22 protein-coding genes are annotated in these 25,291 nt (G+C 62.5%); 13 read left to right on the top strand and 9 right to left on the bottom strand.

Annotation, left to right across the window (positions count from 1 at the left end; genetic code table 11):
• Window positions 1–206 precede the first annotated feature (206 nt).
• Window positions 207–623, top strand: coding sequence for a hypothetical protein (locus KZJ38_RS17800; RefSeq protein WP_219797509.1), 417 nt, complete (start codon window positions 207–209; stop codon window positions 621–623).
• A gap of 115 nt (window positions 624–738) precedes the next feature.
• On the opposite strand, the gene KZJ38_RS17795 is transcribed toward KZJ38_RS17800, so the two are convergent.
• The 3 genes from KZJ38_RS17795 to KZJ38_RS17785 all read right to left on the bottom strand — a co-directional run bounded on the left by KZJ38_RS17795 (window position 739) and on the right by KZJ38_RS17785 (window position 5,197).
• Window positions 739–1,887 carry a peptidyl-alpha-hydroxyglycine alpha-amidating lyase family protein gene (locus tag KZJ38_RS17795; RefSeq protein WP_219797508.1) on the bottom strand — a complete coding sequence of 383 codons (1,149 nt, stop codon included), beginning with the start codon at window positions 1,885–1,887 and terminating at the stop codon, window positions 739–741.
• A 165-nt stretch (window positions 1,888–2,052) separates the two neighbouring features.
• Window positions 2,053–3,489: a sugar porter family MFS transporter gene (locus KZJ38_RS17790; RefSeq protein ID WP_219797507.1), complete on the bottom strand. Its 1,437-nt coding sequence runs from the start codon at window positions 3,487–3,489 to the stop codon at window positions 2,053–2,055.
• Between the two features lie 253 nt (window positions 3,490–3,742).
• On the bottom strand, window positions 3,743–5,197 hold the full coding sequence (locus tag KZJ38_RS17785) for a carbohydrate porin (protein ID WP_219800427.1): 1,455 nt from the start codon (window positions 5,195–5,197) through the stop codon (window positions 3,743–3,745).
• A gap of 940 nt (window positions 5,198–6,137) precedes the next feature.
• Here KZJ38_RS17785 and KZJ38_RS17780 point away from each other — a divergent pair.
• The 6 genes from KZJ38_RS17780 to KZJ38_RS17755 all read left to right on the top strand — a co-directional run bounded on the left by KZJ38_RS17780 (window position 6,138) and on the right by KZJ38_RS17755 (window position 13,360).
• The gene (locus KZJ38_RS17780) at window positions 6,138–6,278 is read left to right on the top strand and encodes a hypothetical protein (RefSeq protein WP_219797506.1); all 141 of its coding nucleotides are present in this window, start codon (window positions 6,138–6,140) and stop codon (window positions 6,276–6,278) included.
• A gap of 197 nt (window positions 6,279–6,475) precedes the next feature.
• Complete coding sequence (locus KZJ38_RS17775) at window positions 6,476–8,236, top strand: ABC transporter permease (RefSeq protein WP_219797505.1); 1,761 nt, start codon at window positions 6,476–6,478, stop codon at window positions 8,234–8,236.
• A 12-nt stretch (window positions 8,237–8,248) separates the two neighbouring features.
• On the top strand, window positions 8,249–9,580 hold the full coding sequence (locus KZJ38_RS17770) for an ABC transporter ATP-binding protein (RefSeq protein ID WP_219797504.1): 1,332 nt from the start codon (window positions 8,249–8,251) through the stop codon (window positions 9,578–9,580).
• Between the two features lie 222 nt (window positions 9,581–9,802).
• The gene (locus KZJ38_RS17765; RefSeq protein ID WP_219797503.1) at window positions 9,803–10,690 is read left to right on the top strand and encodes a DMT family transporter; all 888 of its coding nucleotides are present in this window, start codon (window positions 9,803–9,805) and stop codon (window positions 10,688–10,690) included.
• Window positions 10,691–10,971: 281 nt separating this feature from the next.
• The gene (gene alr / locus KZJ38_RS17760; protein ID WP_219797502.1) at window positions 10,972–12,228 is read left to right on the top strand and encodes an alanine racemase; all 1,257 of its coding nucleotides are present in this window, start codon (window positions 10,972–10,974) and stop codon (window positions 12,226–12,228) included.
• A 34-nt stretch (window positions 12,229–12,262) separates the two neighbouring features.
• On the top strand, window positions 12,263–13,360 hold the full coding sequence (locus KZJ38_RS17755) for a D-alanine--D-alanine ligase family protein (RefSeq protein WP_219797501.1): 1,098 nt from the start codon (window positions 12,263–12,265) through the stop codon (window positions 13,358–13,360).
• Between the two features lie 5 nt (window positions 13,361–13,365).
• On the opposite strand, the gene KZJ38_RS17750 is transcribed toward KZJ38_RS17755, so the two are convergent.
• The 3 genes from KZJ38_RS17750 to KZJ38_RS17740 are packed head-to-tail and all read right to left on the bottom strand — an operon-like array spanning window position 13,366 to window position 15,589.
• On the bottom strand, window positions 13,366–14,073 hold the full coding sequence (locus KZJ38_RS17750) for a hypothetical protein (RefSeq protein ID WP_219800426.1): 708 nt from the start codon (window positions 14,071–14,073) through the stop codon (window positions 13,366–13,368).
• Window positions 14,073–14,339 carry a hypothetical protein gene (locus KZJ38_RS17745; RefSeq protein ID WP_219797500.1) on the bottom strand — a complete coding sequence of 89 codons (267 nt, stop codon included), beginning with the start codon at window positions 14,337–14,339 and terminating at the stop codon, window positions 14,073–14,075. The genes KZJ38_RS17750 and KZJ38_RS17745 overlap by 1 nt, the downstream gene beginning before the upstream one ends.
• Window positions 14,336–15,589 carry an alkaline phosphatase family protein gene (locus KZJ38_RS17740; RefSeq protein ID WP_219797499.1) on the bottom strand — a complete coding sequence of 418 codons (1,254 nt, stop codon included), beginning with the start codon at window positions 15,587–15,589 and terminating at the stop codon, window positions 14,336–14,338. Before KZJ38_RS17740 ends, KZJ38_RS17745 begins: the two co-directional genes overlap by 4 nt.
• A gap of 166 nt (window positions 15,590–15,755) precedes the next feature.
• Between KZJ38_RS17740 and cobF the strand changes: the two genes are divergently transcribed.
• Window positions 15,756–16,535, top strand: a complete 780-nt coding sequence (cobF, locus tag KZJ38_RS17735; protein WP_219797498.1) for a precorrin-6A synthase (deacetylating) — start codon at window positions 15,756–15,758, stop codon at window positions 16,533–16,535.
• 59 nt (window positions 16,536–16,594) lie between these two features.
• Here the strand turns inward: cobF and KZJ38_RS17730 are convergent, their stop codons facing one another.
• Window positions 16,595–17,596 (bottom strand): hydroxyquinol 1,2-dioxygenase, encoded by a 1,002-nt coding sequence (locus KZJ38_RS17730; RefSeq protein ID WP_219797497.1) that lies wholly within the window; start codon window positions 17,594–17,596, stop codon window positions 16,595–16,597.
• 87 nt (window positions 17,597–17,683) lie between these two features.
• On the bottom strand, window positions 17,684–18,178 hold the full coding sequence (locus tag KZJ38_RS17725; protein WP_219797496.1) for a cupin domain-containing protein: 495 nt from the start codon (window positions 18,176–18,178) through the stop codon (window positions 17,684–17,686).
• Window positions 18,179–18,587: 409 nt separating this feature from the next.
• Between KZJ38_RS17725 and KZJ38_RS17720 the strand changes: the two genes are divergently transcribed.
• From KZJ38_RS17720 to KZJ38_RS17700, 5 genes are all read left to right on the top strand, one after another.
• On the top strand, window positions 18,588–19,544 hold the full coding sequence (locus KZJ38_RS17720) for a LysR family transcriptional regulator (RefSeq protein ID WP_219797495.1): 957 nt from the start codon (window positions 18,588–18,590) through the stop codon (window positions 19,542–19,544).
• 404 nt (window positions 19,545–19,948) lie between these two features.
• Window positions 19,949–21,058 carry a porin gene (locus tag KZJ38_RS17715; protein ID WP_219797494.1) on the top strand — a complete coding sequence of 370 codons (1,110 nt, stop codon included), beginning with the start codon at window positions 19,949–19,951 and terminating at the stop codon, window positions 21,056–21,058.
• Window positions 21,059–21,184: 126 nt separating this feature from the next.
• Window positions 21,185–21,529 (top strand): carboxymuconolactone decarboxylase family protein, encoded by a 345-nt coding sequence (locus tag KZJ38_RS17710; protein ID WP_425518366.1) that lies wholly within the window; start codon window positions 21,185–21,187, stop codon window positions 21,527–21,529.
• Window positions 21,530–21,809: 280 nt separating this feature from the next.
• On the top strand, window positions 21,810–23,114 hold the full coding sequence (locus KZJ38_RS17705) for an MFS transporter (RefSeq protein ID WP_219797492.1): 1,305 nt from the start codon (window positions 21,810–21,812) through the stop codon (window positions 23,112–23,114).
• Window positions 23,115–23,207: 93 nt separating this feature from the next.
• Complete coding sequence (locus KZJ38_RS17700; protein WP_219797491.1) at window positions 23,208–24,320, top strand: malate/lactate/ureidoglycolate dehydrogenase; 1,113 nt, start codon at window positions 23,208–23,210, stop codon at window positions 24,318–24,320.
• On the opposite strand, the gene KZJ38_RS17695 is transcribed toward KZJ38_RS17700, so the two are convergent.
• Window positions 24,256–25,209, bottom strand: a complete 954-nt coding sequence (locus KZJ38_RS17695) for a LysR substrate-binding domain-containing protein (RefSeq protein WP_219797490.1) — start codon at window positions 25,207–25,209, stop codon at window positions 24,256–24,258. The genes KZJ38_RS17700 and KZJ38_RS17695 overlap by 65 nt on opposite strands.
• Between the last annotated feature and the right edge of the window lie 82 nt (window positions 25,210–25,291).

Raw genomic sequence — 25,291 nt, 5'->3', positions numbered from 1 at the left:
CACCACCAGTTACGGCGCCATCAGCCGCAACAACGAGTGCGGGGCGTGTTGTAACGGCGCCGCCACCCGCAGCATCGAATGCGAGTCGTATTGCAGCGGTACCGCCTCCGAAACCTGTCGCGGTTCCGAATGTGCTGCTCGACGGCAAATCCACCTCGACAGCGGTGGCAGCCGCGCCTCAAATTGCGCCCACTCCGGCGCCTGGCGTGCCGGGCAATGCAGCCACGGGCAATGCGAGCGAGCAGCGCGTTGCCGTGCGTCAACAAGCGGTCAAGACCGTCGACGTGACGAATGCGCAAAAATCCGCCGATACAAAAACGAGTGTCGCTTCGCGTCGCGAGCGACCCGCGGTCGATGCACGTTCGAACAATGGCTCAAATTCAGGCTCAAACTCGGTTTCCGCTGCGATGACCGAGGCGCTTGTCAGGCAGTCGGCGGTGCTCGATCCGAATTTGCCGCCGCCCGATATGTCGAAGTCCGTTTCGGTAAACGATGCTTCGAATACATCGTCGCACGGTGGCGCGAATCCGGTTGCCGCAGCGATGACCGAGCAACTGGTGAGGGAATCGACGCGGTTCACGCCGCCCGCTCACCACGCGCCGACCCAGCCGGGCGTGCAGTAACACTGCCGCAATCGCGCTGCAGCAGTGGCGCTTCCGCGGTGGTGCGTCCACGGTCGTGCGTCCGTACCAATGCCTCATTCGCGAGCGCGTTCGCCTGCCTGCAAAGCGTGACTTGTCACGCGTGCAGAATCAGCTTCTGCACGCGCCAGTTCAACAGCTCGCCAACCCACAGCACGTTTTCGGATGGACACGCCATCTCGTGTATCCAGCCGAACTGCTTGAGCTGCTTGCCGGACTCGCCCAGTACGCCAAGCAACTGACCATCAAGCGTCAGCTTGTAGATGCGCCCAGGCCACGCGTCCGCGCTATAGAGCACCTGATTCGGCCCCGGCGAGATGCAGATCGCCCACGGTGAGCCCGGCGCGAACGTGCCGGCCGCGACTTCCGCTTCACTCGGAATATTGCCGATCGCAGGGCGCGCGCCCGAAGGCACGGGCACGTCGATCGTGAATTGCCGCAGAAAGTTGCCATCGGTGTCAAACACCTGGATGCGCCGGTTGCTGCGATCGGCCACGTAGATGTGGTTGTTCCGGTCCACGGCGATGCTGTGCGGCGTATGAAACTGTCCCGGCCCCGTGCCGCGATCGCCCCATGATTTAAGCCAGTTGCCGTTGCTGTCCACCTTCGCGACGCGCGAGTTGATATAGCCGTCGCTGATGTACGTGTTATCGGACGAGTCCCATGCCACGTCCGTCACCTGGCGGAAGCGCCCCGGTTCCGCGGGCAGCGGCGGATTCGGATGCTTGAGCGGCGCCGTTTCCTCATCGGAGGCTTCCTGCTTGCGGCCGAACACCATCGCAACGCGCCCTTCAGGCGTGAACTTGATGATCATGTCCGAGCCCTTGTCGGTTACCCAGATATTGTCGTGACGATCGATCTTGACCGTATGCGCAAACGACCATGCATAGAGGTGATGGCCGATCTCGCGAACGAACTTGCCGTTCGGCGCGAATTCGAGCAACTGCGCGGCCGCGGCGCCATAGGCGGGGCCGATGGAGTTGCCGCGCGACAGCACGAACACGTGGCCGTGCGAATTGACCGCGACACCCGAGCATTCGCCGAAGTAGATATCGTTCGGCAGCGTGACCGGATTGGGAACCGACTCGTAGGAAATCGAAGGAACGGTCTGCGCACTTGCAAGACCCGGTGCGGCGGCGAGCGCGGCAGCGGCGGCAAGGAATTGCCGTCGTGTGATGTGCCAATCGAGGCCGCGTTGAGAAGGATCGGTACAACATGGACAGAACAGCGTGTGCTGCGCTCTCATCGAACGTCCCCCCGTCAATGGATGACCGCGACGATGGTTGCAACTTTCGTCGTACAGGTCAATCCTGTGTAACGAGAGATCGAGCGTATTTCCGGTTCGTGCGCAGCGCAAGCGCGAGCGCGAGCGCGTTTTCACGCGTCGCGCATATGCATGGATTGGATGGGGTCAATCGATCTTGCCGAGGTCGCGCAGCCGCTTGCCCGCGAGCAGATTCCGACCGAGCCGCTCGAGCGACACGCCGCGCGTTTCCGGCACGTAGAGAAACACAGCGACGCCGAACGCGATATTCAGTATCGCGTAAAGCAGGAACGTATTCGATTCGCCAAGCGACGAGAGCAAGCTAAGGAAGGTTGCGGCCACCACCATATTGGCTGCCCAGTTTACGAACGTCGACACGGCGATACCGAAGTCGCGCCCTTGCTGCGGCTGGATTTCAGAGCACAGAATCCACACGAGCGGTCCCGCGGACATCGCGAAACCCGCGATAAAGAGCAGCAGCGAAGCGACAGCGACAGCTTGCGCGGCCGTGCTCGTAATGCCGATATGCAGTAGCAGTCCGAGCACACCCATCCCGGCCGCCATGACTGCGCAACCGGCATAGAGAATCGGCTTGCGGCCCCAGCGGTCGACAAACGCGATCGCACCGAACGTGGCAATCACATTGACAAGCCCGACGACGACCGTCGCCCACAACTGCTGCTCGTGCGTCGCAAAACCCGCAAGCCCGAAGATGCGCGGCGCGTAGTACATCACGACGTTAATGCCCGTAAGCTGCTGGAAGATCTGCAGCACGGCGCCAAGCGCGACCGAGCGGCGAAAATTCGAATTCACGCGCAACAGGCCCCAGCCCTGCTTCGGCTGCGCATTCTGTTCGGTGACCTCGCGAATTTCGGCTTCGACATCGGCCGGGTCGTCGTAGAGACGTTGCAGCACCGCCTGCGCTTCGGGCATGCGGCCGCGTGCCATGAGCCAGCGCGGGCTATCGGGCAGCGCGATCACGCCGAGCAGGAACAGCACGGCGGGAATCGCAATCACGCCGAGCATCCAGCGCCAGTCGGCCACATACGAAAGTCCGATGTTCGACAGAAAGGCCGCGAGAATGCCGACCGTGATCATCAGCTGGTAGGTCGAGATCATCGCGCCCCGCACTTGCCGCGGCGCGACTTCCGACAGATAGAGCGGCGCCGTGAACGAGGCGACGCCGACCGCGAGACCGAGCACCAGCCGCGCGGCGATCAGGTGATCGGGGTTGCCCGCGAAGCCGGACCACAGCGAGCCGATCACGAACAGCACCGCGGCGAGCCCGAGCGCATAGCGGCGCCCGATATGCCACGCCAGCCAGCCGGCGCCGATTGCGCCGATCGCCGCGCCGACCATCATCGAGCTGACGATCCACTCCTGCACGTGGTCGTTGAGCATGAACTGCTTCGCGATAAACGGCAGCGCGCCGGAGATCACGCCGATATCGAGCCCGAACAGCAGCCCGGCCAGCGCAGCCATCAGGCAGACGAAGACGCCGTAGGGATTCGAACCCAATGAACTGATAACAGACGCTCTGGCGGCGGGCGATTTGGTAGCGGGAGGCTTGGCGATCGTGGTCATGTAGACGGCTCCGGTTGAATGGATGGTGGCGGGAGCGGCGTCATGGGTCGCATCGCGCGGCATCGATTGTTGTCGTTTCGCCGGTCTTCCGGTCCCTGATGCATTCTTGGCACCAGCGGCACCCTCGTCACCCTCGGCACCATGATCGGACATCGCAATGAGCGCAGACTTAGCGTATGCGCGCAGGATTGGCGAAATCGCACGATCGCGCGAGTCGCGCAGCGGCGCGCAAGTGCGATCGGATCTCACCAGTTTAGAACGTCAGCGTCGTGCGCACGCCGATCACGAACTCGTTGCCGATGCGCTCAGGCGGATTGTCCGGATTCGGAATGCCGCCGGACGGCCGGAAAAAGTACTGCGCATCGCCCTGCAATTGCCACCACGGCGCGATCTGATAATCGTACGTCGCTTCGATCACCGTTTCGGCGCTGCGCGACGGAAAACCGGGCGTGGTTTGTGCGGTAGCGCTCGCGAGATCGCGTGCATGCGAACCGATATGCGTATAACCGACTGCGATGCCGGCCACATCGTTGTCGCGTCCTTTGAACGGCGCCTTGAGCGTAACGCCGGCATTCATGCCGAAGTCGACCAGATTGCGATCGCCAGGCGCGCCCATGAGCCGGGCGAACACGCCGACCGAGCGCGGGCCGCCGTTGCTGTCGCGCCAGACCATCTGGTCCGCCACCGCATAGACACTCCAGTTGCCGTGATGGCTGAGCGGTATGCCGCTGCTTGCGGGGCTCGCGAGCGATACGCCGTTGCTCGCAATGCCCTGATCGTCGAACGACTGCGTGTCGTACCAGAAGCCAAGCTTCCATGTGCCGGGCAAGCCCGCGGCTTGCGCGTCGGCCGGGTCTGCGGAACTGGCGGGCGGCGGATTGAACGCGTACTGGATCTCGCCGATGATCAACGCACCGTCGCGCAGGCTGAAGTTCGTGCCATGCGCGTTCAGCTGCTGCGGGTCGCCCGTGCCGTTGCCAGCCGGATTGCTGCCGAATACACCCGCCAGCACGGTGATCTTGTCGCTCGGCGTCGCGCGCACGCGCACCCCCGGCGATGCGAGTGGATACGACGGGCCGCCGGCGGGCAGATCGACCGACGGCAGCGCGGACCAGCCGAACGTCGCATTCATGAACGTGTTTGCGTATTCGCTCGTCATGAATTCCTGGTCGACGCTTTGTTCGCCGACCTTGATATCGACGCGGCCGCCCGCGAGCGACTGCTGATACCAGAGCTCCCACAGACGCGTCGACGCATCGGCCTCGATGCCGCTTGCGAACTGCAAGGTCTGCAGATTGCGCGTGCTCAGGTTCGTACCGTGAATCTGCAGGCCGGACACGTTGAAGATGCCGCCAGGCAGACCGAACGCTTTTTGCGTGTCCACGCCAAGGCTGAATTCGGTCAGTCCGTCATAGGCGCCGCCGCGCGCGGTGCCGCCAGAGAGGTTGTTCAGATATTCGCTGGTTTCCTGCAAGCCGAAGGACACGCCGTACCGGCCAAGCCACGGGCGCAGCCCGCCGATATCGCCGAACAAGGTTGCGCGATTCCAGAGGTCCGTCGGCACCGCAGCCGGCGCTGAGTCAGGTGCCGCGTTTTGCGCGGCATTTTGCGGCGCGGTTTGTGCGGAAGGCGGTGCCGGTGCCCGCACGGCGGGGCTCGCATCGTCGGACTGCGCGATGGCCTGCGCGCTGCAGAACGCGAACGGCATCGCAAAGCCGAAGGTGCGACCGAATTTCAGGGACCAGGCGCGCGGTTTGCGCTTCTTCGTGAACATAGACACCTCTGTCCAGCTTGTCCGTTGCGGACAGGTGACGTCGAAACGCGGCCATTTCCACGTCATGGGGAGCTTGCGGAAACGGTCAGACAAAGCAGGCGCGCGGAACCGCAAGCGGGCGGATTTTATTCACGGCCGCGCTAAAGCCGCAAGCAGAAATTTCGTCAACGTGTGCGATCAATACCACGCGGCCGCGTTGAACGAAACGCGTCTCGCCGAGGCGCGTCCAGCTGGGCGGGCCGCTTGAGCGCCGTAAGCTTTGAAGGCTTAGTGGTTTATCGGACATTCGCTCGAGGATAAGGTTGACTCGGCAATGTCCGCCTGATTAAAATCCGCGAGTCTTCACAAAAGGGGCCGTCATTGGACTCCAGCAGTAGTCGATCTTCGAACAGTTTTCCGGTCTGAACGACAGAACGTCCGCGCTTCGCTTCCAGCAGTTTCATAGCCGCCGTTCTGCCTTCAGGCAGGCGGTGCGCGTCTTGCAATATCTCCCCGTGCACCTGTTGAGTCTATTCGGACGTGGCTTTCGCACGTCCGGATGACGGGTCATTGCGAATTCGCATTCGCAGTGTGGCCCTGCAGTGGCCCCGCGGTTTCCTTTGCATGGGCCGAATATTTATGTCCGCTTTACGCGGTCGCCGTTAGCATTAAGCGGCGTCGTGCTTAAGCCTGTATGCCCACTCTCATCGGTAAGGATGTCGAAATGCCAGACAGTGACAGTTATCCCATACGCTCATTGAGCCCATTCACATTCCGTTTGTGTCTGGCCGAAGCCACCCGGTAGACGTTCACCTCGCCTCAGCGAAGTGAGGTGCGCGGTCTCCGTCAGAGCGTGCTTCGGCATGTTGCGTCCGCAGGACGCTGGAGAAACCTCATGAACTTCGCTCTTCTGTTGCCTCAATTGCCTGACATTCTCGCGTCGCACGACTCGTTCGACGCGATGCCCGCTGCGCGGCCGCGCGCGGCCCATCGGCTGATCGCCTTCTGGCGGCGGCTGAAATCGGGCGGTCGCTGACACGAAGCCGTTCGTGTCATGCGGGCGCGGCGCCGGTCCGGCGACGCACCTCCGGCGACGTCCTTCCCGTTCGTCACGCTGCCGTCGCCGCGAAAGCGGCGCCGTGCCCCGCACCGATGTTTTGCCGACCCGCGCAGGCCTTGAGCGAAACATCGGATTGCTTCTCCCGCATAAAAAACAGTGTCCGGTGACGCACGATGAATTTCAAACTCCATACGAACCCGACGCTCGCCGCATCGGCCACGCGCATGCTGCCGAACCGCTGGGACTTTGTCGCGTTCCCGCTGATTTTCTGCGCGATCGCGATGGCGGCAAGCGGCCTGCATCAGACGTGGGCACCGATGTCGACGCTGCACGACCATTCGGTGTCGCTGGATCCCGCGAACCTGCCCGAGTACGCGCTGCGCACCACGCTGCGCATGCTGGCGGCGATGGCCGCCTCGCTTGTATTCACGCTTGTGTACGGCACGCTCGCGGCGAAAAGCCGCCGCGCCGAGAAAGTGCTCGTGCCGATTCTCGACATCCTGCAGTCGGTGCCGGTGCTCGGTTATATCTCGTTCACGGTCACGTTCTTTCTCGCGCTGTTTCCGGGCCGCGTGCTCGGCGCCGAGCTCGCCACCATCTTCGCGATCTTCACGAGCCAGGCGTGGAACATGACGTTCAGCTTCTACCAGTCGCTGCGCACGGTGCCGCGCGATCTGACCGAAGTGTCGCGCGGCTTTCATCTGACCGGCTGGCAGCGTTTCTGGAAGCTCGAAGTGCCGTTCTCGATGCCGGGCCTCGTCTGGAACATGATGATGTCGATGTCGGGCGGCTGGTTTTTCGTCGTCGCGTCGGAAGCGATTACGGTCGGCAATAACACGATCGTTTTGCCCGGCGTCGGCGCGTATCTCGCGCAAGCGATCGGCCAGAAGAATCTTGCGGCAGTCGGCTGGGCGATTCTCGCGATGACGGTCGTAATACTCGTGTACGACCAGTTTCTGTTCCGGCCGCTCGTCGCGTGGTCGGACAAGTTCCGCATGGAAACGACGCGCTCGAGCGACGCGCCGCAGTCGTGGCTGCTCGACCTGATCCGCAGCACGCGGCTCGTGCACCGCATGTTGTTGCCGGCGGGCGTGCTGCTCGCGAACGCGGCGCGCTGGCCGCTGCGCATGCCGCCGCCGCTGATGCCACGACCCGCGATGGCAGCAAACGGCGCGCGCCGCGACGCGAAGAAGCTCGGCGACGCGGTCTGGTCGGTCCTCGTGTTCGCTGCCGCGTTGTACGCGCTGTTTCGCGTGGTCAGCTATGTGCGCACGGGCGTCACGGCCAGCGATGTCGGCCATGTGTTCGTACTCGGCGCGATCACGCTTTTGCGCGTGTTTTCATTGATCGTACTTTCGTCGTTGATCTGGGTGCCGCTTGGCGTGCTGATCGGGCTGCGCCCCAAGCTGGCTGAAAAGATCCAGCCGCTTGCGCAGTTTCTCGCTGCGTTCCCGGCGAATCTGCTGTTTCCGGTGTTCGTCATCGTGATCGTCCGTTGGCAGCTGAACCCGGATGTGTGGCTTTCGCCGCTGCTCGTGCTCGGCACGCAGTGGTACATCCTTTTCAATGTAATCGCCGGCGCGAGCGCCTATCCGAACGACTACCGCGAAGCGGCGGCGAATTTTCATATCCGCGGCTGGCAATGGTGGCGCCGCGTCATGCTGCCCGGCATCTTCCCGTACTTCATCACGGGCGCGATCACCGCATCGGGTGGCGCGTGGAATGCGAGCATCGTTGCCGAAGCCGTGCAATGGGGCGACACGAAGCTGGCCGCGCATGGCCTCGGCGCGTATATCGCGCAGACCACGGCCGACGGCGATTTTCCAAAGATTGTGCTCGGCATTGCCGTTATGTCGTTGTACGTGACGCTATTCAACCGCGCGCTGTGGCGCCCGCTCTATGCCTACGCCGAGTCCCGACTCCGGCTCGATTGAGAGAGGTTCGAAATGAATGCTGAACTGCTATTGAATGAAGCGGTCGACCAGGCGCCGCAAGCCGGCGTCGAAGTCTTGCGCGTCGACCACGCACGCCACGGTTTCAACAGAATGCAGGGCGAACAGCTCGTGCTCGACGGCGTTGATCTGTCGCTGCGCGAAGGCGAAATCGTCGGCCTGCTCGGCCGCTCGGGCTCGGGCAAGTCGACGTTGCTGCGTATTATCGCGGGGCTCATCGAGCCAACCGACGGCGAAGTGACGTATATGGGCAAGCCGCTCGAAGGGCCGGCCGAAGGCGTCGCGATGGTGTTTCAGACGTTCGCGCTGTTTCCTTGGCTGACGGTTCTGCAGAACGTGGAAGCAGGGCTCGAAGCGCAGGGTGTCCCGGCACGCGAGCGGCGCGAACGTGCGCTTGCGGCGATCGACCTGATCGGTCTTGATGGCTTCGAAAATGCGTATCCGCGCGAGTTGTCGGGCGGCATGCGTCAGCGCGTGGGTTTCGCGCGTGCGCTCGTGGTCGACCCGACGCTGCTGCTGATGGACGAGCCGTTCTCCGCACTCGACGTGCTGACCGCCGAAACGCTGCGTACCGACCTTCTGGATTTGTGGACGCAGGGCCGCATGCCGATCAAGTCGGTGTTGATCGTCACGCACAACATCGAGGAGGCGGTGTTCATGTGCGACCGCATTCTGGTGCTGTCGTCGAACCCGGGGCGCGTGATTGCCGAGATCAAGGTGCCGTTCAAGCATCCGCGCAACCGTCTCGACCCGGCGTTCCGCCAGCTGGTGGACGACATCTACGCGAAGATGACCGCGCGCCAGACCGGCGAGACCACGCGCAAGGGCCTCGAGCTGCATAGCCGGCTGCCTCACGTGTCGACGAACCTGATGGCGGGTCTGATCGAAACCCTCGCTGCCGCGCCGTACCGCGGCCGCGCGGACATGCCGGAAATCGCGCGCACGCTGCATCTCGAGGTGGACGATCTGTTCCCGATCGCCGAAGTGCTGCAGAACCTGGGCTTTGCCGATGTGCGCGAAGGCGACATTTTCCTGACACCGCCGGCGCGCGTGTTCGCCGAGTTCGGCACGCAGGAGCGCAAGCTGATGTTCGCCGATCACCTGCTCAAGCATGTGCCGCTCGCGGCGCGGATCAAGAAGGTGCTCAACGAACGGCCGGGACATCGCGCGCCGCGCGTGCGCTTCGAGCAGGAACTCGAAGACTTCCTCTCTGATAGCGCCGCTGAAGAAACGCTCGACGCGGTGATCAACTGGGGGCGCTACGGCGAGATTTTTTCGTATAACGATCAATCGGAAGTCTTCAGTCTCGACGACGTCGAAACTTGATCGTGCATGACCGGCGTGCCGCACAGCATGTGTGCGACACACGCCGGCAAGATGAAGGCGGATCTGCTCGCGTTGATTAAGCAATGACGGCTGACCGCGGCAGCGTCGAAAATCATGCAATGACAGCAAGGTGTGGCCTGCCTGTGGCACCATCGCAGCATCGCATCCAGAACGGTCGCGCAAACTGCCGGAAACAAGGCGCTGCCGCGGCCTCAACCGAGCATGTCCAGCACACACGCATCGTCACGTCTGTCAGGTTTTCTTTTTCTTCTCACCACTGCCGTCGGCTGGGCCATCAACTGGCCCGCGATGAAGATGTTGCTGCGCGAGTGGCCGCCGCTGTTTTCGCGCGGCGTCGCCGGCTGTGCAGCGGCATTGCTGTTGTTCCTGCTCGCGTGGCTACGCGGCGAATCGATCCGCGTTCCCGGCAAATGGCTGCCCAGACTGCTGCTTGCCGCTTGCACGAATGTGCTCGCGTGGATGGGCCTGTCAACGATGTCGATGGTGTGGCTGCCGGTCAACGAGGCCGCGCTGCTCGTTTATACGATGCCGTTGTGGTCGATGCTGTTCGCGTGGCCGATGCTGTCGCGCCGTCCGTCGGTGGGCGGATTCTGCGCGCTCGCGCTCGGTCTCGCGGGCGTCGTCGTGCTGCTTGGCGGCCATGGCATTTCAGTCGACGCGGACCGGCTTGTCGGCATCGTTTGCGCGCTGCTGGCCGCAGTGCTGTTTGCGTTCGGCACGGTCGCGAATCGCGAGCCGATACCGATGGGGCCGCTCGCGCTCGTCGCATGGCAAGTTGTGATCGGCTGCGTGCCGATGGTGCTGTATGGGCTTGCAGTGGAGCATCCGCGCTTTGCCGCGTTGCATGCGGACGGCTGGGCTGTGATGGTTTATATGGCGCTTGTGCCGATGTGCGTGTGCTATATCGCGTGGTTCGAAACGCTGCGCCGGTTGCCCGCGGAAGTGGCGTCGATCGGCATGCTGCTCGTGCCTGTACTTGGCATTGTCGCGGCGGCGCTGTCGATTGGAGAACCGCTTGGACTGCGAACGGCGCTCGCCATGGTGCTGACGTTGAGCGGGGTTGCGCTTGCGTTGCGGCAGAAACGTTGATGAATTGCCCGATGTAAATCTCACGCGTTGTTAATGCTTGGCGCTCGCGCTAACGCTATAAAAGAAAAATCAAAATTCTAATCGAGGCTATCGGTAAAGCGCTCACCGCACACGCAAGTGCCTGCTCGCTGGCGCAAAACGGCGTATCCAATTCATTGGCGTGGCACTAATCATTAGAAGCACAACCAAATGCCTGCCAAATTTAATCATTTATTTGTCAGCACTGCGGTATTGTCCCGAAAGGTCATTCAAGAAAAACGGTCAATACAGTGAGTAGCGGCATGCATGCTCAGCCCAGGTTTTCCGTCTGCGATTCCATTGCATTAACGAACGGCACGAGCAGCGCGAACGGCACGAAGAGGACATTCGGTCATCGCGATCACGCGCCTGTCGATAACGACACGGCGGCCACTGCGATGCAAGGCCTAAGCGTGGCCACCATCGATCTCGCGGCGATCGCCCACAACACCGCACTTATCGCAAAGGCCGCGGGCAATGCCCGTGTGATGGCCGTCGTCAAGGCGAATGGTTTCGGCCATGGTGCCGCGCAGGTCGCGCGCACCGCGCTCGCGCATGGTGCATCGTGGCTTGGTGTCACGACTCAAGCGGAAGCGCTGCAACTCAGAAACGAAGGCATCGATGCGCCGATGCTGATGTGGCTCTACGCGCCGGGCGACGATTTAGCGAATGCGGTGATGGCCAATATCGACGTATCGGTTGCGTCGATCCCTCATCTGCAATGCGTCGCTAATGCAGCCTACAGAACTGGGCGTGCCGCGGCCGTGCATCTTAAAGTCGACACGGGTCTGTCGCGCAGCGGCGCATTGCCCGGCGACTGGCCGGTGCTGGTGAAAGCGGCGCGGCAACTCGAGGCGCGCGGCGTGCTTCGCATCGCCGGCATCTGGTCGCATCTCGGCAATGCCGAAGATCCGTCCGATCCGCACCATATCGAACAGGCGCGCGCTTATCAACGCGCGCTCGAGGTCGCGCAACAGGCGGGCATCACGCCCGCGATGCGCCATATTTCGAATTCCGCCGCACTCTTTCAGGTGCCCGAACTACGCTTCGATCTCACGCGTGCGGGCATCGCGCTATACGGCATCGAACCGGTAGCGGGACGGCGCTTCGGACTGCGCCCCGCCATGACGCTAAAGGCGCAGGTCATCCTCACCAAACGTGTACCCGCCGGCACACGCGTGTCGTACGGCTTCTCCTATGCGACGCCGCGCGAAACGACGCTTGCGCTCGTGCCGCTCGGTTTTGCCGATGGCGTCATGCGGTGCACGTGGCGCGAAGCGAGCGTCGCCATCGGTGGCGTGCGCTATCCGATCGCGGGGCGTATCGCCATGGATCAGTTTGTGGTCGACGTGGGCGATGCACGCGTGCGGATCGGCGACACCGCGATCCTGTTCGGCCCGGGCAACGACGGCGAGCCTACCGCCGCCGATTGGGCGCAATGGGCGCAGACCAATCCTCATGAAGTCTTGACACGAGTCGGTGCGCGAGTCGCAAGGCAGTATCTGCGCGCACCGTGCTGATCGCGTCTGTTTAATCGCACAGGAACACCAGTTTATGTCCGTGAATGCAAACGCGCGGCAGCGCGTGGCCGTGCTGTTCGGCGGCCCGAGTGACGAATACGACGTGTCGTGCCATTCGGCGGCCAATGTCGTGCGCGCGTTGAATCGCGAGCGGTTTAGCGTGACGCCGGTTCGCATTACGCGCGAGAGCGTGTGGATTGTCGGAGAAGAGATCGGATCTGAGCAGGGCACGGTGATCGACGAAGCACATCTGCTGCATTCGACGCGCGACGAGCTAAGCCGTGCGGCTTCATCGGTCGGCGCGAGCGTCGCCGCCGCCGTTGCATCGCTCGCGCGGATGGACGTCGTGTTTCCGGTTCTGCATGGCCGTTATGGCGAAGATGGCACGGTGCAGGCCTTGCTCGAACTGGCGCGCGTGCCTTATGTCGGCAACGGCGTGTTCGCGAGCGCAGCGGGTATGGACAAGCAGCAAACGAAGCGCCTGCTGGCAGCCGATGGCTTGACGGTAGCGGACGGCGTCGTGCTTGGGCCCGGCGATACCGCGATCGACGAAGCCACGCGCGCGCGTCTCGGGCTGCCTGTGTTCGTCAAGCCGGCGCGCAGCGGGTCCAGTTTTGGTGTGACGAAGGTCAATCGCTGGTCCGATCTCGATGCGGCGCTCGAACTGGCGCGCGAGAGCGATTCGAAGGTGCTCGTCGAGCGCGCGGTGCCGGGCCGTGAAGTCGATGTCGCCGTGCTCGAGTATCCGGATGGCACGCTGGTCGCAGGGCCGCCGCTCGAAATCGTGCTGCCCGGCTCGGTCGATTTCTTCGACTATGGCGCGAAGTACGAGAACGACGCTGTCGAGTTCCGGATTCCGGCCGAGCTCGATCCGCAACTCACCGAACGGCTGCATGAGCTTGCGATCGAGGTGTTTCGCACGCTCGATTGCAAGGGCATGCTGCGCGTGGATTTCTTTCTGAGGCCTGAGGCTGACGGCAGCGGCGGTGTGGTGCCCGTCGTCAATGAAGTGAACACGATGCCCGGCATGACGGCGATGTCGCAATATCCGCAAATCTGGAAGGCTGGCGGAATCGAATATTCGGATCTGCTGACGATATTGATTGATACGGCGCTTGCGGCCGATCGTTAGCCGCGTTATTGACCAAGCGGACGCGAGCTACCGGCCGCCGCGAGCAGCGAAACGGCAGCCGGGTCCGGCATGCCGTTCGCGTCGATTGCGCCCGCCGCGGCGAGTGCATTGAGATCGCTATCGACGCCCGGCTGCCCGACCACAAATGGCGTGGTCAGAAACGTCGGCGTTGCAATCGCAATCGCGTAGCGCTGCTGCAGATTCGTGACGACGGCCGCTTGTGCGGCAAGCACATTGTTCTGATTCGCGAGCGCCTGCTGGAACGTCCCATTCGTCTGAAAGCCTGCAATCAGGCCGCTTTCGTTCGTGCCGAGCTGTGCCACGAGATAGACGAGCATCAGGTCGGTTTCCGGCGTCGTATTGAAGGTGCCGCTCGAGTAAGCGACCGAATGCAGCGCCGTGTTGCCCGACGTTACGGTGATCAGGCACGGTAGCGCGGCATTGAACGTGAGGCGGTAGTTTCCGCCGCCGTCCGAGAGCACGCTGCCCGAACCTTGCGCGCAACTGGCGAAGACGTTCGCGCTCGCCAGTGCGCTGCCTGTCGCTGCCGTGCCGGAAACGGTCACGTTCGGCAGCGTATTCGGGCCCGTACATCCATCCACGCCGACGCAGAAGCTGCCGCCGCACGAAGCGAGCGACGCAGCGGACGCGGCAATCGTGATGCACGATGCCGCAAGCTTTGCGCGAGAAAAACGTGGGCTCGATCGGTTCATCATGTCGAACGATTGCCGTGAGCGCGGCGCCGTCGCTGCTGCCGGCGCTTCTCACGCTCGCGCAGCAATTCCGGCATCACTTCCTCGATGTACCGCCTCGCTTCGCCGCACGTGACGATCTTCGCGAACCGCTGTCGCGCTTTGACTTCGCCGACCAGTGCTCGATGCGCTTTCCTTAGAACATGCAGGAAGACCATCAGCCTCGAGCCGTCGCGTACGGGTTCCGCGTCGCGTGGGTCTGCAGCCTTGTGCGTCGTATTGGTCATGAGCCGATCCATCCCGGGCAGTCGGTGCGGAAGCTTGTGGTGACAAGCGGCAGCAGGTCGTGCGCCTTGCCGTCGCGATCGGTCAGCGGTGCGATGCCGAACAGGCGTTCGATGGTCGCGAGTATGGAACTGTGATCGTACACCGTGTGGTCGACATAGCCTTTCGCGACCCATGGCGACACGACGATGGCCGGCACACGCACACCATAAACGTCGAAAGCGAAGCCTGATGCGTTCAGTTTCGCCGAAGCGCCGTCGCCGTCGTTCGGCGGCGGCGCGGTGCCCGGTTTGACGGAATCGTACAAGCCGCCGTGTTCGTCGTACAGAATCACGAACAGGCTTTTGTCCCACAGCGGCGACTGGCGGATCGCGTTATAGACGCGCGCAACGAGCTGATCGCCGGCCGCGATGCTGTCCATCGGATGCTGCGAGGTGCCGTTTTCGTAGGTCTGGTGAATCATGTCGCCGTAGTTCGGCTCGATCAGCGTATAGCGGGCCGTATAGCCTTGCGCCAGATCGGCTTCGAAGTGCGACAGGTCGTCGACGTCGAAGAAGTCGATGCCCTTGAGCGACGAGACTTGCGGTATGCGGCCCGATAGCGCGCCGGTCTGATCCTGGTAGAGCTGCCAGGCGTCTTCGCCGAGCGCGTCAAAGATCGAGCCGCGCGGGTAGGTGAAGCCGTCGAAGATTTCCCATTCGGCCAGTTCGCTATCGGTCGGCGTGTGATCGAGGCCCGCCGCCGACGCGCCGTGCAGGAAGAACCGGTTCGGCCACGTCGGTCCCGGCATCGACGAATGCCAGCCGTCGCAGAGCACGAATTCGGTCGCAAGCGCATACAGTGCCGGCGCCTGTGTACGCGTATCGATGGCACGCATCACGTCGCCGATATCGGCTTGCGGTGGGATGGGGCCCTCGGTTTGCGAGGTCGCGTAGTTAGCGGCAAAGCCTGAATTGTCGATGGGCGGGTACGGTCGCCCTTTACTAAATTGCGCGCCTTCGCCGCAAAGCTGTTCGACGACGTCGGCGAATTCGTGTCCGGGGTCGCTCGGCAGCTGCTCCGGCGCGCCGCTCTCGAACCGATAAACGATGTCTTCGTACCTATTCGTATTCGCGGACGTGGCCGCGACGATGCCGGGGATACCCGATAGTGCGAACAGGTGATCGAACGACCGGTTCTCGAGCATCAGCACGAAGATATGCTGGATAGGATAGGGTGCTGGAGCGGAAGCGTTGATGGCGTCGTCACTCATGGGCGTTCCCGGTAGTCGCGAGTCTCAGTGTACTGTCCGGCCGGCCGTCGAGTAAAGCGGCCCGCGCCTGCCTGCGCCGATGTCGAACCGGATTGGCTTAACGTGTACTCTTTCGATATCGTTCGATATTGGCTTCCCGCTAGCGTGGAAAGAACTCTTACAGATCATGAAAAAACTATTGATCATCGGCATCGGAGCCGGTAACCCCGAGTATGTGACGATTCAGGCGGTCAACGCGCTCAACGAGGTCGACGTCTTTTTCGTGATGGACAAGGGCACGGCGAAGGAAAAGCTGATTGCGTTGCGTAAGGAGATTATCGAGCGCTATGTGAAGGATCGCGATTACCGCATCGTCGAGGCGACGAATCCCGAGCGCCGTCTCGCCGAAAGCGACTATGTACGCACGGTCGAAGATCTGAACCGCGACAAGCAGCAGGTTTTCGAGCGCCTGATCGGCGAAGAGCTCAAAGACGGCGAGTGCGGCGCGTTTCTCGTCTGGGGCGATCCGTCGCTGTACGACAGTACGATGCGCATCGTCGCGGCGATTGCGCAAAGCGGCCGGCACGCGTTCGAATACGACGTGATTCCGGGCATCAGCAGCGTGCAGGCGCTGGCGGCGAAGCACCGCGTCGCGCTCAATGCGATCGGCCGCCCGCTACAGATCACGAACGGACGCACGCTTGCCGAAGGTTTTCCGGAGAACGTCGATAGCGTTGTTGTGATGCTCGATGCGCAGAACGCGTACAAGCAGGTCGCCGGCGAAGATCTCGACATGTACTGGGGCGCGTATGTCGGTACGCCTGACGAAATTCTGATCGCCGGGAAACTGCATGACGTGATGGACGAAATCGAGCGCACCCGTGCCGACGCACGGCAGCGGCACGGGTGGATCATGGATACGTATATGCTGAAGCGGCGCGGTGGCAGTGCCAGCGAAGAAGGCTGACGCGCCGCTATTCTGCTGGGCGATCAGACTGACAAGTCCCTTCGCGGCTTACGCCGCGTTCAAAACCGGATCGGATGCGGCGGCAGTTCGCCGCATTCGTACCGTTTGTGCAGTTCGGGCGTCACGTTTTCCCACACCAGCAGCATCGAGCGCTTCTGCGAATAGCCCTTGTGGCGGATATCGGCCGGCATCGCCGCGATATCGCCGGGGTTCATCGTGATGCGGGCGCGCGGCTCGCCCGTGTTCTTGTCGGCGACGTCCCAGACGATCTGATCCGATAGCTGCAGAAACCATTCGACACGGTCGTTGCCGTGAAAGACCGGCAGCACGAATTCCTCGGTAGTCGGGCAAAAGAGGCTATGCCCGCAGACGGAAGTCACGGACGGATTCCACGTGACGTCCGAGCGCGACAGATACTTGAACAGATTGAACGCATGCAGTTCGTGCTCGAAGCCCGGCTGCGCGTGAATTTCCGGCTCGTCCTGGTCGATGTCGGCGAACTGACGGTTGATCGGCAGTGCGTCGCGCAGAGGCGAGTCGCCGGGCATGCCGGGCATGCGCGTGGTGCCGATGCGGCGGCGCTCGATCGCCGCGATGTTGTCTCCGCGCTTCGGGCCGAAGGCGGAGCCCGTTTCTTCCGGCGCGGCAAACGGATCGAAGCCCTCGTTGACCCAGTCCCGCAGCATTGCCTTGAAAGTGGCGAGGATGTGCGGCGTGTCGAAGCGCTGCGTGTGGTCGATGCGCGCGTGCCGGTAGCTCGCGTTATACGCGCCCGCAAACAGATCGACGCTGCCATAGTGGTTGCGCGTGCCGATCACGTCGTCGAAATTGACCCAGCCGTAGAAGAAATCCCACGCGACGTCGCGCATCGTCGCGCGTAGAAAGTCGTCGACGCGCATCTGATGCGAGTGGCGTGCGCCGTTCGCGTGCCAGCGGATCGTGGCGAAATAGGCGTCGCGGCTGAATTCGAAATCGCCTAGCTTGAACGCGCGATAGCCGGTCGCCGTGTCGGGCTCGCTCGCGTCGACGCCGGCGTTGGACAAAGTAGGATTGCTGCTCATCGTGAGCTCCGGAAAAGATGCTGGAATCGCGCGAGGCCGTGCTGTATTGCGCGGCAAAGCGTGGCTTGATGCAGTGGGCCGAGAACGCTATCTGATGCAGATTTCGTCCCACTTCTGCACCGAATGCTGCCCGAGCATCGTCTGCAACAGCAGCACGCCGTCGTGCACGGCGACAAAGCGATAGGCCGCGCCCGCCGGCAGCAACGCCTGATGCCCGCGCCGCAAGCGCACGTAGCCCATCGATTGCCCTTGCGGTTGTTCATCGAAACGCACGCTGCCCTTTGTGGAGGGATCGACGAGCGGTGCTTTGGCCGCTTTGACGAACTGCACGTCGATCGTGCCGTCGAGCACGATCGCGAATTCGTCATGCGCCGCCGCAAACCATGTGGAGGTGCGATGCGCTTTGAGCGCCTCGATCACATAGTCCAGATTGCGGCCGACGACGATCTTCTCGTAAGGTTGCGCGCCGCTCGCGACTTCAAACACATTGGACATCGCGAAATGCTCCGCGCTGCCGTTGACGATTTCGATCGTTCCTTTCTGATAAGCATCGAGACTGCCTAGCCATGTCCGCTGTTGCATCCGAATTGTCCTCCGGGAATTTCAGGCGAGGCGTCTATTTCACCAAACGGTTCTGGCGGGCAGCCGACAGGTCGGAATAATCGGCTCCAGAAGCGAAGCCGGATTAAATCAGAGATAAATGGCGTTTGACTGGGAAATGCGAGCGAATCGGTCAAATAATCCCGGGCGCCGGATTGATAATCGCCGGCTGATTATTTATTTCGCACCTCGCATTGCTTATTTTAGGTATTCCTTTGCATCTGGATAATCGGCTTTCCTATATGTCGATCCGGAGCACGAGGACGCACTGAATTGATCGGATGTTAGAGATCCGATGCTTTTTCCCGCCCGGCGATAGAATGAGACCCGGATGTGACCCGCAATGACACCCTGCATGTGTCCGGATCGGGCTAACCGGGAATAACGGACGATGGACCTCAATGACGTCTCCTTATTTGTGCAAGTCGTTCGTGCCGGTAGCCTCGCGGAAGCGGGGCGCCGTCTGGGTATGCCGCCCAGTACCTGCAGCCGGCGCATCCAGCAGCTCGAGCGCGATCTGGGCGTGCGGCTGATCCAGCGCTCGACGCGGCGCCTGGCGCTGACCGGCGCCGGGCAGGAATTCTTTCAGCGTTGCGCGGCACAGGTCGATGCCCTGGCGGAATCGGCGAAGCAGATGCTCGACGCTCGCGGCTCGGTCTGCGGACGCGTTCGCGTCGCGGCGCCGGCCGATTTCTTCCATTGGTTTCCGCTCGATCGCGTCGCCCGATTTCTCGCGGATTACCCGAAGGTCGCCCTCGAGTTCGAGCTTGGCGACGCGTACGTGGACCTGCTCGACCGCAATATCGACATCGCGATCCGCACCGGTCCGATTCACGAGCCGATGCTGGTGACCCGTCAGTTCGGCTCGACCCACAAGACGCTCGTGGCCAGCCCGGCTTATCTGCGCGCGCATGGCGCGCCCGCCACGCCCGCCGATCTTTCCTCGCACGAATGCATCGTCTCGCCGGGCGCGAACGGCGCGCCCGTGCTATGGAAGCTCGACGGCCCGGACGGCCGCCGCGACCAGTTCGCGGTCCGCGGCCGCTTCCAGGTGAGCACGGCGCGCGCGCAACTGAACGCCGCGCTCGCGGGGCTCGGCATCGCGCTGGTGCCGGCGTTCATGACAGAACCGTGTCTGCGCGACGGCCAGTTGCAGGCGGTGCTGCCCGGCTACGCGTATCGCGACGTACGCATCTATTTCGTCTACCTGACGCACCGGCACATCCCGCGCGCGGTCAATGCATTCGCTGAATTCGTGCAGGAAATCATGATCGAGGAACGGATGATCGATCCGCTGCCGGGCGCCGATTACACGCAGGAAATCCCCGCCGCCCGCGAGGCGCGATAAGCGCGCTGCTCATGCAGCGTCACTTATGCAGTCTCACTGACGCGGCGTGTCCGCGGGTGCCTCCCTGGCGTCCCACTAATTGAACGCGTTAGTGTGCGCCGCGCGTTCTTTTAACGCGCTCATTTCAAAGCTTCGCGATTTTCCAATTTTGTCCGGTTTTCGGACAATCGCTTAATTCATCTCGCATTACGCCGACAAATGTGTAGAATTCCGACTTGTTTTAATTCGAAGCCCATTTAATTGGGCTGTCATTTCGCGCCAGACGAAAATACCAATATTTGAGCCGAACGTTACAAATAACTTGTAATCCGTATAGTTAAAGGAACTGACCACTTTCAAGGTCGCATTGCGCGGTGGTATTGGACCAAAAAACATCCATAAGCCTTCGCGCTTAGGAGACAACTATGAAAAAGAACGCGGCATTCGGCGTTCTCGCTTTGCTTCTCGCATCGGCTGCTCACGCGCAGTCTTCTGTCACGCTGTATGGCCGGATCGACTCCGGCCTCGAGTATATGAACGGCGTCCCGGCCGGCTCGGGTCCGAACGGTGTCGCGACTCACGAGTCCTCGCGGTTTCGCGCCGAGAGCGGCGACTGGGGCACGAGCCTGTGGGGCTTGAAGGGCACCGAAGACCTCGGCGGCGGTTATGCCGCGGTCTTCCACCTCGAAGGCGCGTTCAACACCATGACCGGCGCCGGCAGTACCGACGGGCTCTTCGATCGCTACGCGACGGTCGGTATTGCGAGCCAGCGCTTCGGTACGCTGCTGCTCGGCCGCGAACTGTTTATCTCGAACGGTGTATGGGACTTCGATCCGTTCGGTCAGTCGAACTGGTCGTCGGCGTCGCTGGTGCGCGGCCGTAACTGGCTGCATTCGAGCAACACGATCTCGTTCCAGACGCCGAACCTCTCGGGCTTCGATGCGTTCGGCCAGTACGCGCTCTCGAACGCGACCAACTTCAACGGCAACGGTACGACGCCGCAAGGCCGTTGGGACGGGCTGCAACTCACGTACACGACCGCGCATGTGCAGGTGCGCGGCATCTACGACGAAATCCGCGATTCGCAGAACGGCTTGCTCGACGATCCGTTCACGGCGTCGCGCGAGTACACGGCGGCGGTCAACCTGTTCTTCGGCCCGTTCAAGATTCAGGGCGCGTATCAGGCGATCCGTACGTCGGGTGCGCCGGCCACCTCGGGCGTATCGCCGACTTCGCTCGATCATGAATGGGGCGGCGTGACGTGGCAGATTTCGCCTGCGGCCGCGCTGATCGCAGCCGTGTATCACGTGAACGCGAACAAGGGCGCCGGCAACGCGACGCTGTATACGGTAGGCGGCAGCTACAACCTGTCGAAGCGGACCTTGCTCGACTTCCAGGTCGCCACGGTGCAGAACAGCAGCACGGCGAACTTCGGCCTGAACGCGAACAACGCAGGCAATACGGTTGCGACGGATAACCCGCTTAGCGGGCATAGCCAGTCGGGCGTGTACGCGGGCATTCAGCATTCGTTCTGAGCGCGAAGTTAACGTATTGTGCGTAGTTGCGAGCGAGGTCGCCGGGTTTCCGGCGACCTCGCTTTGCTGCGCGTTGCGCTATACGTCTCGCATTCACGTTAACTTTTTCCCGGGGAGCGAATCATGTTGATGGACTGGAAGGCGTTTTTGCCGAAGATCGGGCAAAGCATGAAGGGACTCAAGGAACTGACGCCGGACACTGTCGCCGGCTATCGGCTGTTGCACGAGGCCGGAACGGAGAGCGGACTTCTCGATCCGAAAACGCGCGAGTTGATCGCGCTGGCTGTAGCGGTGACGACGCGATGCGACAGCTGCATCGCGAACCATGTGAAAAAGGCGATCGATCTCGGTGTCACGCAAGGGGAGCTCGCAGAGGCGCTAGGCGTGGCCGTCGCGATGAACGCGGGTGCAGCGCTCGCTTTCTCAGGGCGCGCGATGGACGCCTACGATCAGCTTTCCAGCGGCACCTGACGCCCGGTTTCTGTTCGGCGCGATACTTCTCACGCGCGTCAAAAATCCTCTTCGCCATGCACTGCTGTGCCAGGGATTACCCGGTTGACCGCGTTGCAGCGGTCGTTTAATTTCGTTTGGCGCTGCTCGGGGTCGGTTCGACATCGACCTTGAGCCAAACGATCATGGCATGGCGCATGCGGCACGCATGCCGCGAGATCGGCATTGACCGCGCGCACGCGGCTACGACATGAATGGGCTCAGACCGGGGCTCAGGCCGGGTTCAGGAGGAGACGATGCGATGAAGGAAAAGGCCCGCTGGCTGGTGATTTTCTTCTGCTTTCTGGCGATCGCAGTCAACTACATCGATCGCGCGAATCTCGCGGTCGCTGCGCCTCACATCATGAAGGATCTCGGCATCGGGCCAGCCGGCATGGGCCTGCTGCTAAGCGGCTTTTTCTGGACCTATGCGGTCATGCAGTTGCCGTTCGGCTGGTTTATCGACCGGATCGGCGCGCGCATCGCGCTGCCGCTTGCGGTTGGATGGTGGTCCGTCTTTACCGCGGCAACGGCGGTGGCGAGCGGCTTTGCCGCGATGTTCGGCTGCCGCCTGATGCTCGGCGCCGGCGAGGCGGGCGCTTACCCGTCGTGTGCGAAGCTCGTGAGCCAATGGTTTGCGCGCGACGAGCGGGCGCTTGCGACGAGCATCTACGATAGCGGCTCGCGCACCGGTTCCGCCTTGTCGTTGCCGATCGTCGCCGCGATCATCGCGGCTTTAGGGTGGAAGGCATCGTTCGTCATTACCGGCGTGCTTGGCGCGGTGTGGATTCTGGGCTGGATCGCGCTGTATCGCGAGCCCGCCGCGAATGCGGCTTTCGAGCGGCGCAAGCCGGCGGCTGAGCATGTCGCCGCGCAATCGGGCGCCGCGCCTGCCGTACCCGCGATCCGCTGGAGCTCGCTGTTCCGCTATCGCACCGTGTGGGGCATGATGTTCGGCTTCTTTTGCCTGAACTTCGTCATCTATTTCTTTATCACGTGGTTCCCGAGCTATCTCGTCGAGGTGCGCGGCTTCTCGCTGAAGTCGCTCGGCACACTCGGCACTTTGCCCGCGATCGCGTCGATTCCGGGCGGGTGGTTCGGCGGCTGGCTCTCCGATACCCTCGTGAAGCGCGGCTGGAGCGCCACCGCCGCGCGCAAGACCTGCATCGTCGGCGGCATGCTGCTCTCTTCGGTGATCACGCTGACCGCGGTCGTGCCCGGCATCTACGAGATGCTTGCGCTTTTCGCCGTCGCTTACGGCAGTCTCGCGGCCGCGGCCGCAAGCATCTGGTCGCTGCCGGCGGACGTCGCGCCGACGCCGCAGCATGTCGCGTCTCTGGCGGGCATCCAGAATTTCGCGTCGAATCTCGCCGGCATTGCGCTGACCACATTCACGGGCGTCATGCTGCAGCTGACCAAAGGCTCGTTCACGATTCCGCTCGTGGTGGCTGGCGTATTCTGTGTGCTGGGTGCGGTGAACTATCTGTTTATCGTGGGCCGGGTGGAACCGCTGGATACGAAGCGTACCGATGCGGTCGAGCACGAGACGTACGCGCGCCATACGTAGCGCGATTGCGCAGTCATGCAGTAACGCTGTAATGCATACCTCATGTCATCGCGCAGGCTTTGCGCGCCACCTGTTCACCTTTGCGTGCTGACCATGTCGAAAGATGACGCCTCATCGTATTCCGAAGTAATCGTCGGCGTGGACGCGTTGCATGCGCTCGTCGTGTCGATCTGGCAGGCGGCGGGCAGCGCGCCGCGCGAGGCCACGCTCGTGGCCGACCATCTCGTTGAAGCGAGCCGGTCAGGCCACGATTCGCATGGCGTCGGCATGATTCCACGCTATATCCGCGCATGCCGAGAAGGCGAACTGAAGCTTAACGCGCACGCGCAGCTCGTGCGCGATGCGGGTGCCGTGCTCACCGTGGAGGGCGGCCGCGGGTTCGGGCAGGTCATCGCGTTCGAAGCGATGCAACACGGCATCGAACGCGCGAAGCAGCTCGGCATCTGCGCCGTCGGCCTGCGTAACGCACATCACATCGGGCGTATCGGACATTGGGCCGAACAATGCGCGCGCGCGGGGCTCGTGTCGTTTCACTTCGTGAACGTCGCAGGCGATCCGCTCGTTGCGCCGTTCGGCGGTATCGACCGGCGCTTCGGCACGAATCCATTTTGCGCGGCGTTTCCGCGCGAAGGGCGCGCGCCGCTTGTGCTCGACTTCGCGACGAGCGCGGTGGCGGCCGGCAAGGTGCGCGTCGCGTTCAACAAGGGCATCGAGACGCCCGCGGGCGCGTTGATCGACGTCGACGGTCGTCCGACGCGCGATCCCGGCGCACTGTTCAGCGAAGGCCAGCATGGCGCGCTGCTCGCATTCGGCGGCGCGGTGGCCGGACACAAAGGATCGGGGCTCGCGGCGATGTGCGAGATTTTCGCGGGCGCGCTAAGCGGCGGTTTTACTTCGCGAACCGAAACGATTGTGACGAGCAATGCGATCGTCAACTGCATGTTGTCGGTCATCATCGACCCGGCCGCATTCGATGCGCCGAACAAGGATAAGGAAGCTGATGCGTTCGTCGACTGGCTGAAAGCGACGCGGCGCGTCGAAGGCGTCGACGAAGTGCTGCTGCCGGGCGAACGCGAAGAGGCGATACGCCGCGAGCGCACCGCGAAGGGCATTCCGGTCGATCTGACGAGCTGGACGCAGATTATCGACGCGGCGCGCGCGGCGGGGATGACGGACGCCGCGATTGCGAAGTTCGAGGCGCGCTGACTGTTTTAGCTTGTGCCGTGCGCGCCAGATCGGCGCGCACGAAATCGACGAAGCGTCTGACCACCGCGTTGTCGCGATCGCTTTGCCATCCGAGGCCGATTTGCCAGCGTGCGGATTCATCGCGTAACGGAATGATCCGCGCGTCGCGCAGCAGATATTGCGTGCGTGACGGCAGAAACGCCGCGCCGACGCCAGCCGCTACTGCAGCCAGAATGGACTGGATGTCGTCTGCTTGCTGCACGATGTTCGGCACGAATTGATGCTCGCTGCACCACTGATCGATTTGCGCGGCGAGCCCCGGGCCCTGACGCCGCGACAGCGCAATCAAACCGAGCTCGTTTAGCGCCTGCAGATTCGACGGCAGGCGCTTCCAGTGCACGTGCTCGGGCACAGCAAGCGCGAGCGTCTCGTCGATCACGCGAAACGTGGAAAGCCCGTGATCGGCCGGCAAGCGCAGAAAGCCGACCTCGAGCTGACCGCCCAGTAGCCGCCGCGTCTGTTCCACCGACGACAAATCGTGCAAGGTCACGCTGATATCCGGATGCTGCTGGCGGAACTCGGCGATCAGCCGTGGCGCGACCGTGAGTGTCGACAACCCTAATCCGACCCGCAGAAACCCACGTTTGCCGCTGCTTGCTTCGCGTGCGCGCACGAGTACGTTATCGGCATCGCGGACCAGCATTTCGGCGTCCGCAAGGAACGTCTCACCGAATACGGTCAGTTCGGCGCCATGTCTGCCGCGCTCGAATAGCTTCGCGCCGACGCTTTCTTCGAGCGCGGCAATCTGCTTGCTCAGCGCGGGCTGGCTCAGCGCAAGCGAATCGGCCGCGCGGCCGAAGTGCTTCATGCGGGCGACGGTGACAAACGCGCGAAGCAGGCGAAGTTCCATTCCAAAAGGCGATCGGATGCGTCAAAACATTCATTTTACTTATTGATGCGGTGGGAGTTCAATGGGTGCGTTATCTGTTGGA

It is taken from the genome of Paraburkholderia edwinii, assembly GCF_019428685.1.
GTDB lineage: Bacteria > Pseudomonadota > Gammaproteobacteria > Burkholderiales > Burkholderiaceae > Paraburkholderia > Paraburkholderia edwinii.
The sequence above is the reverse complement of the archived record's forward strand: the minus strand, read 5'-3'. Positions and strand labels throughout refer to the sequence as shown.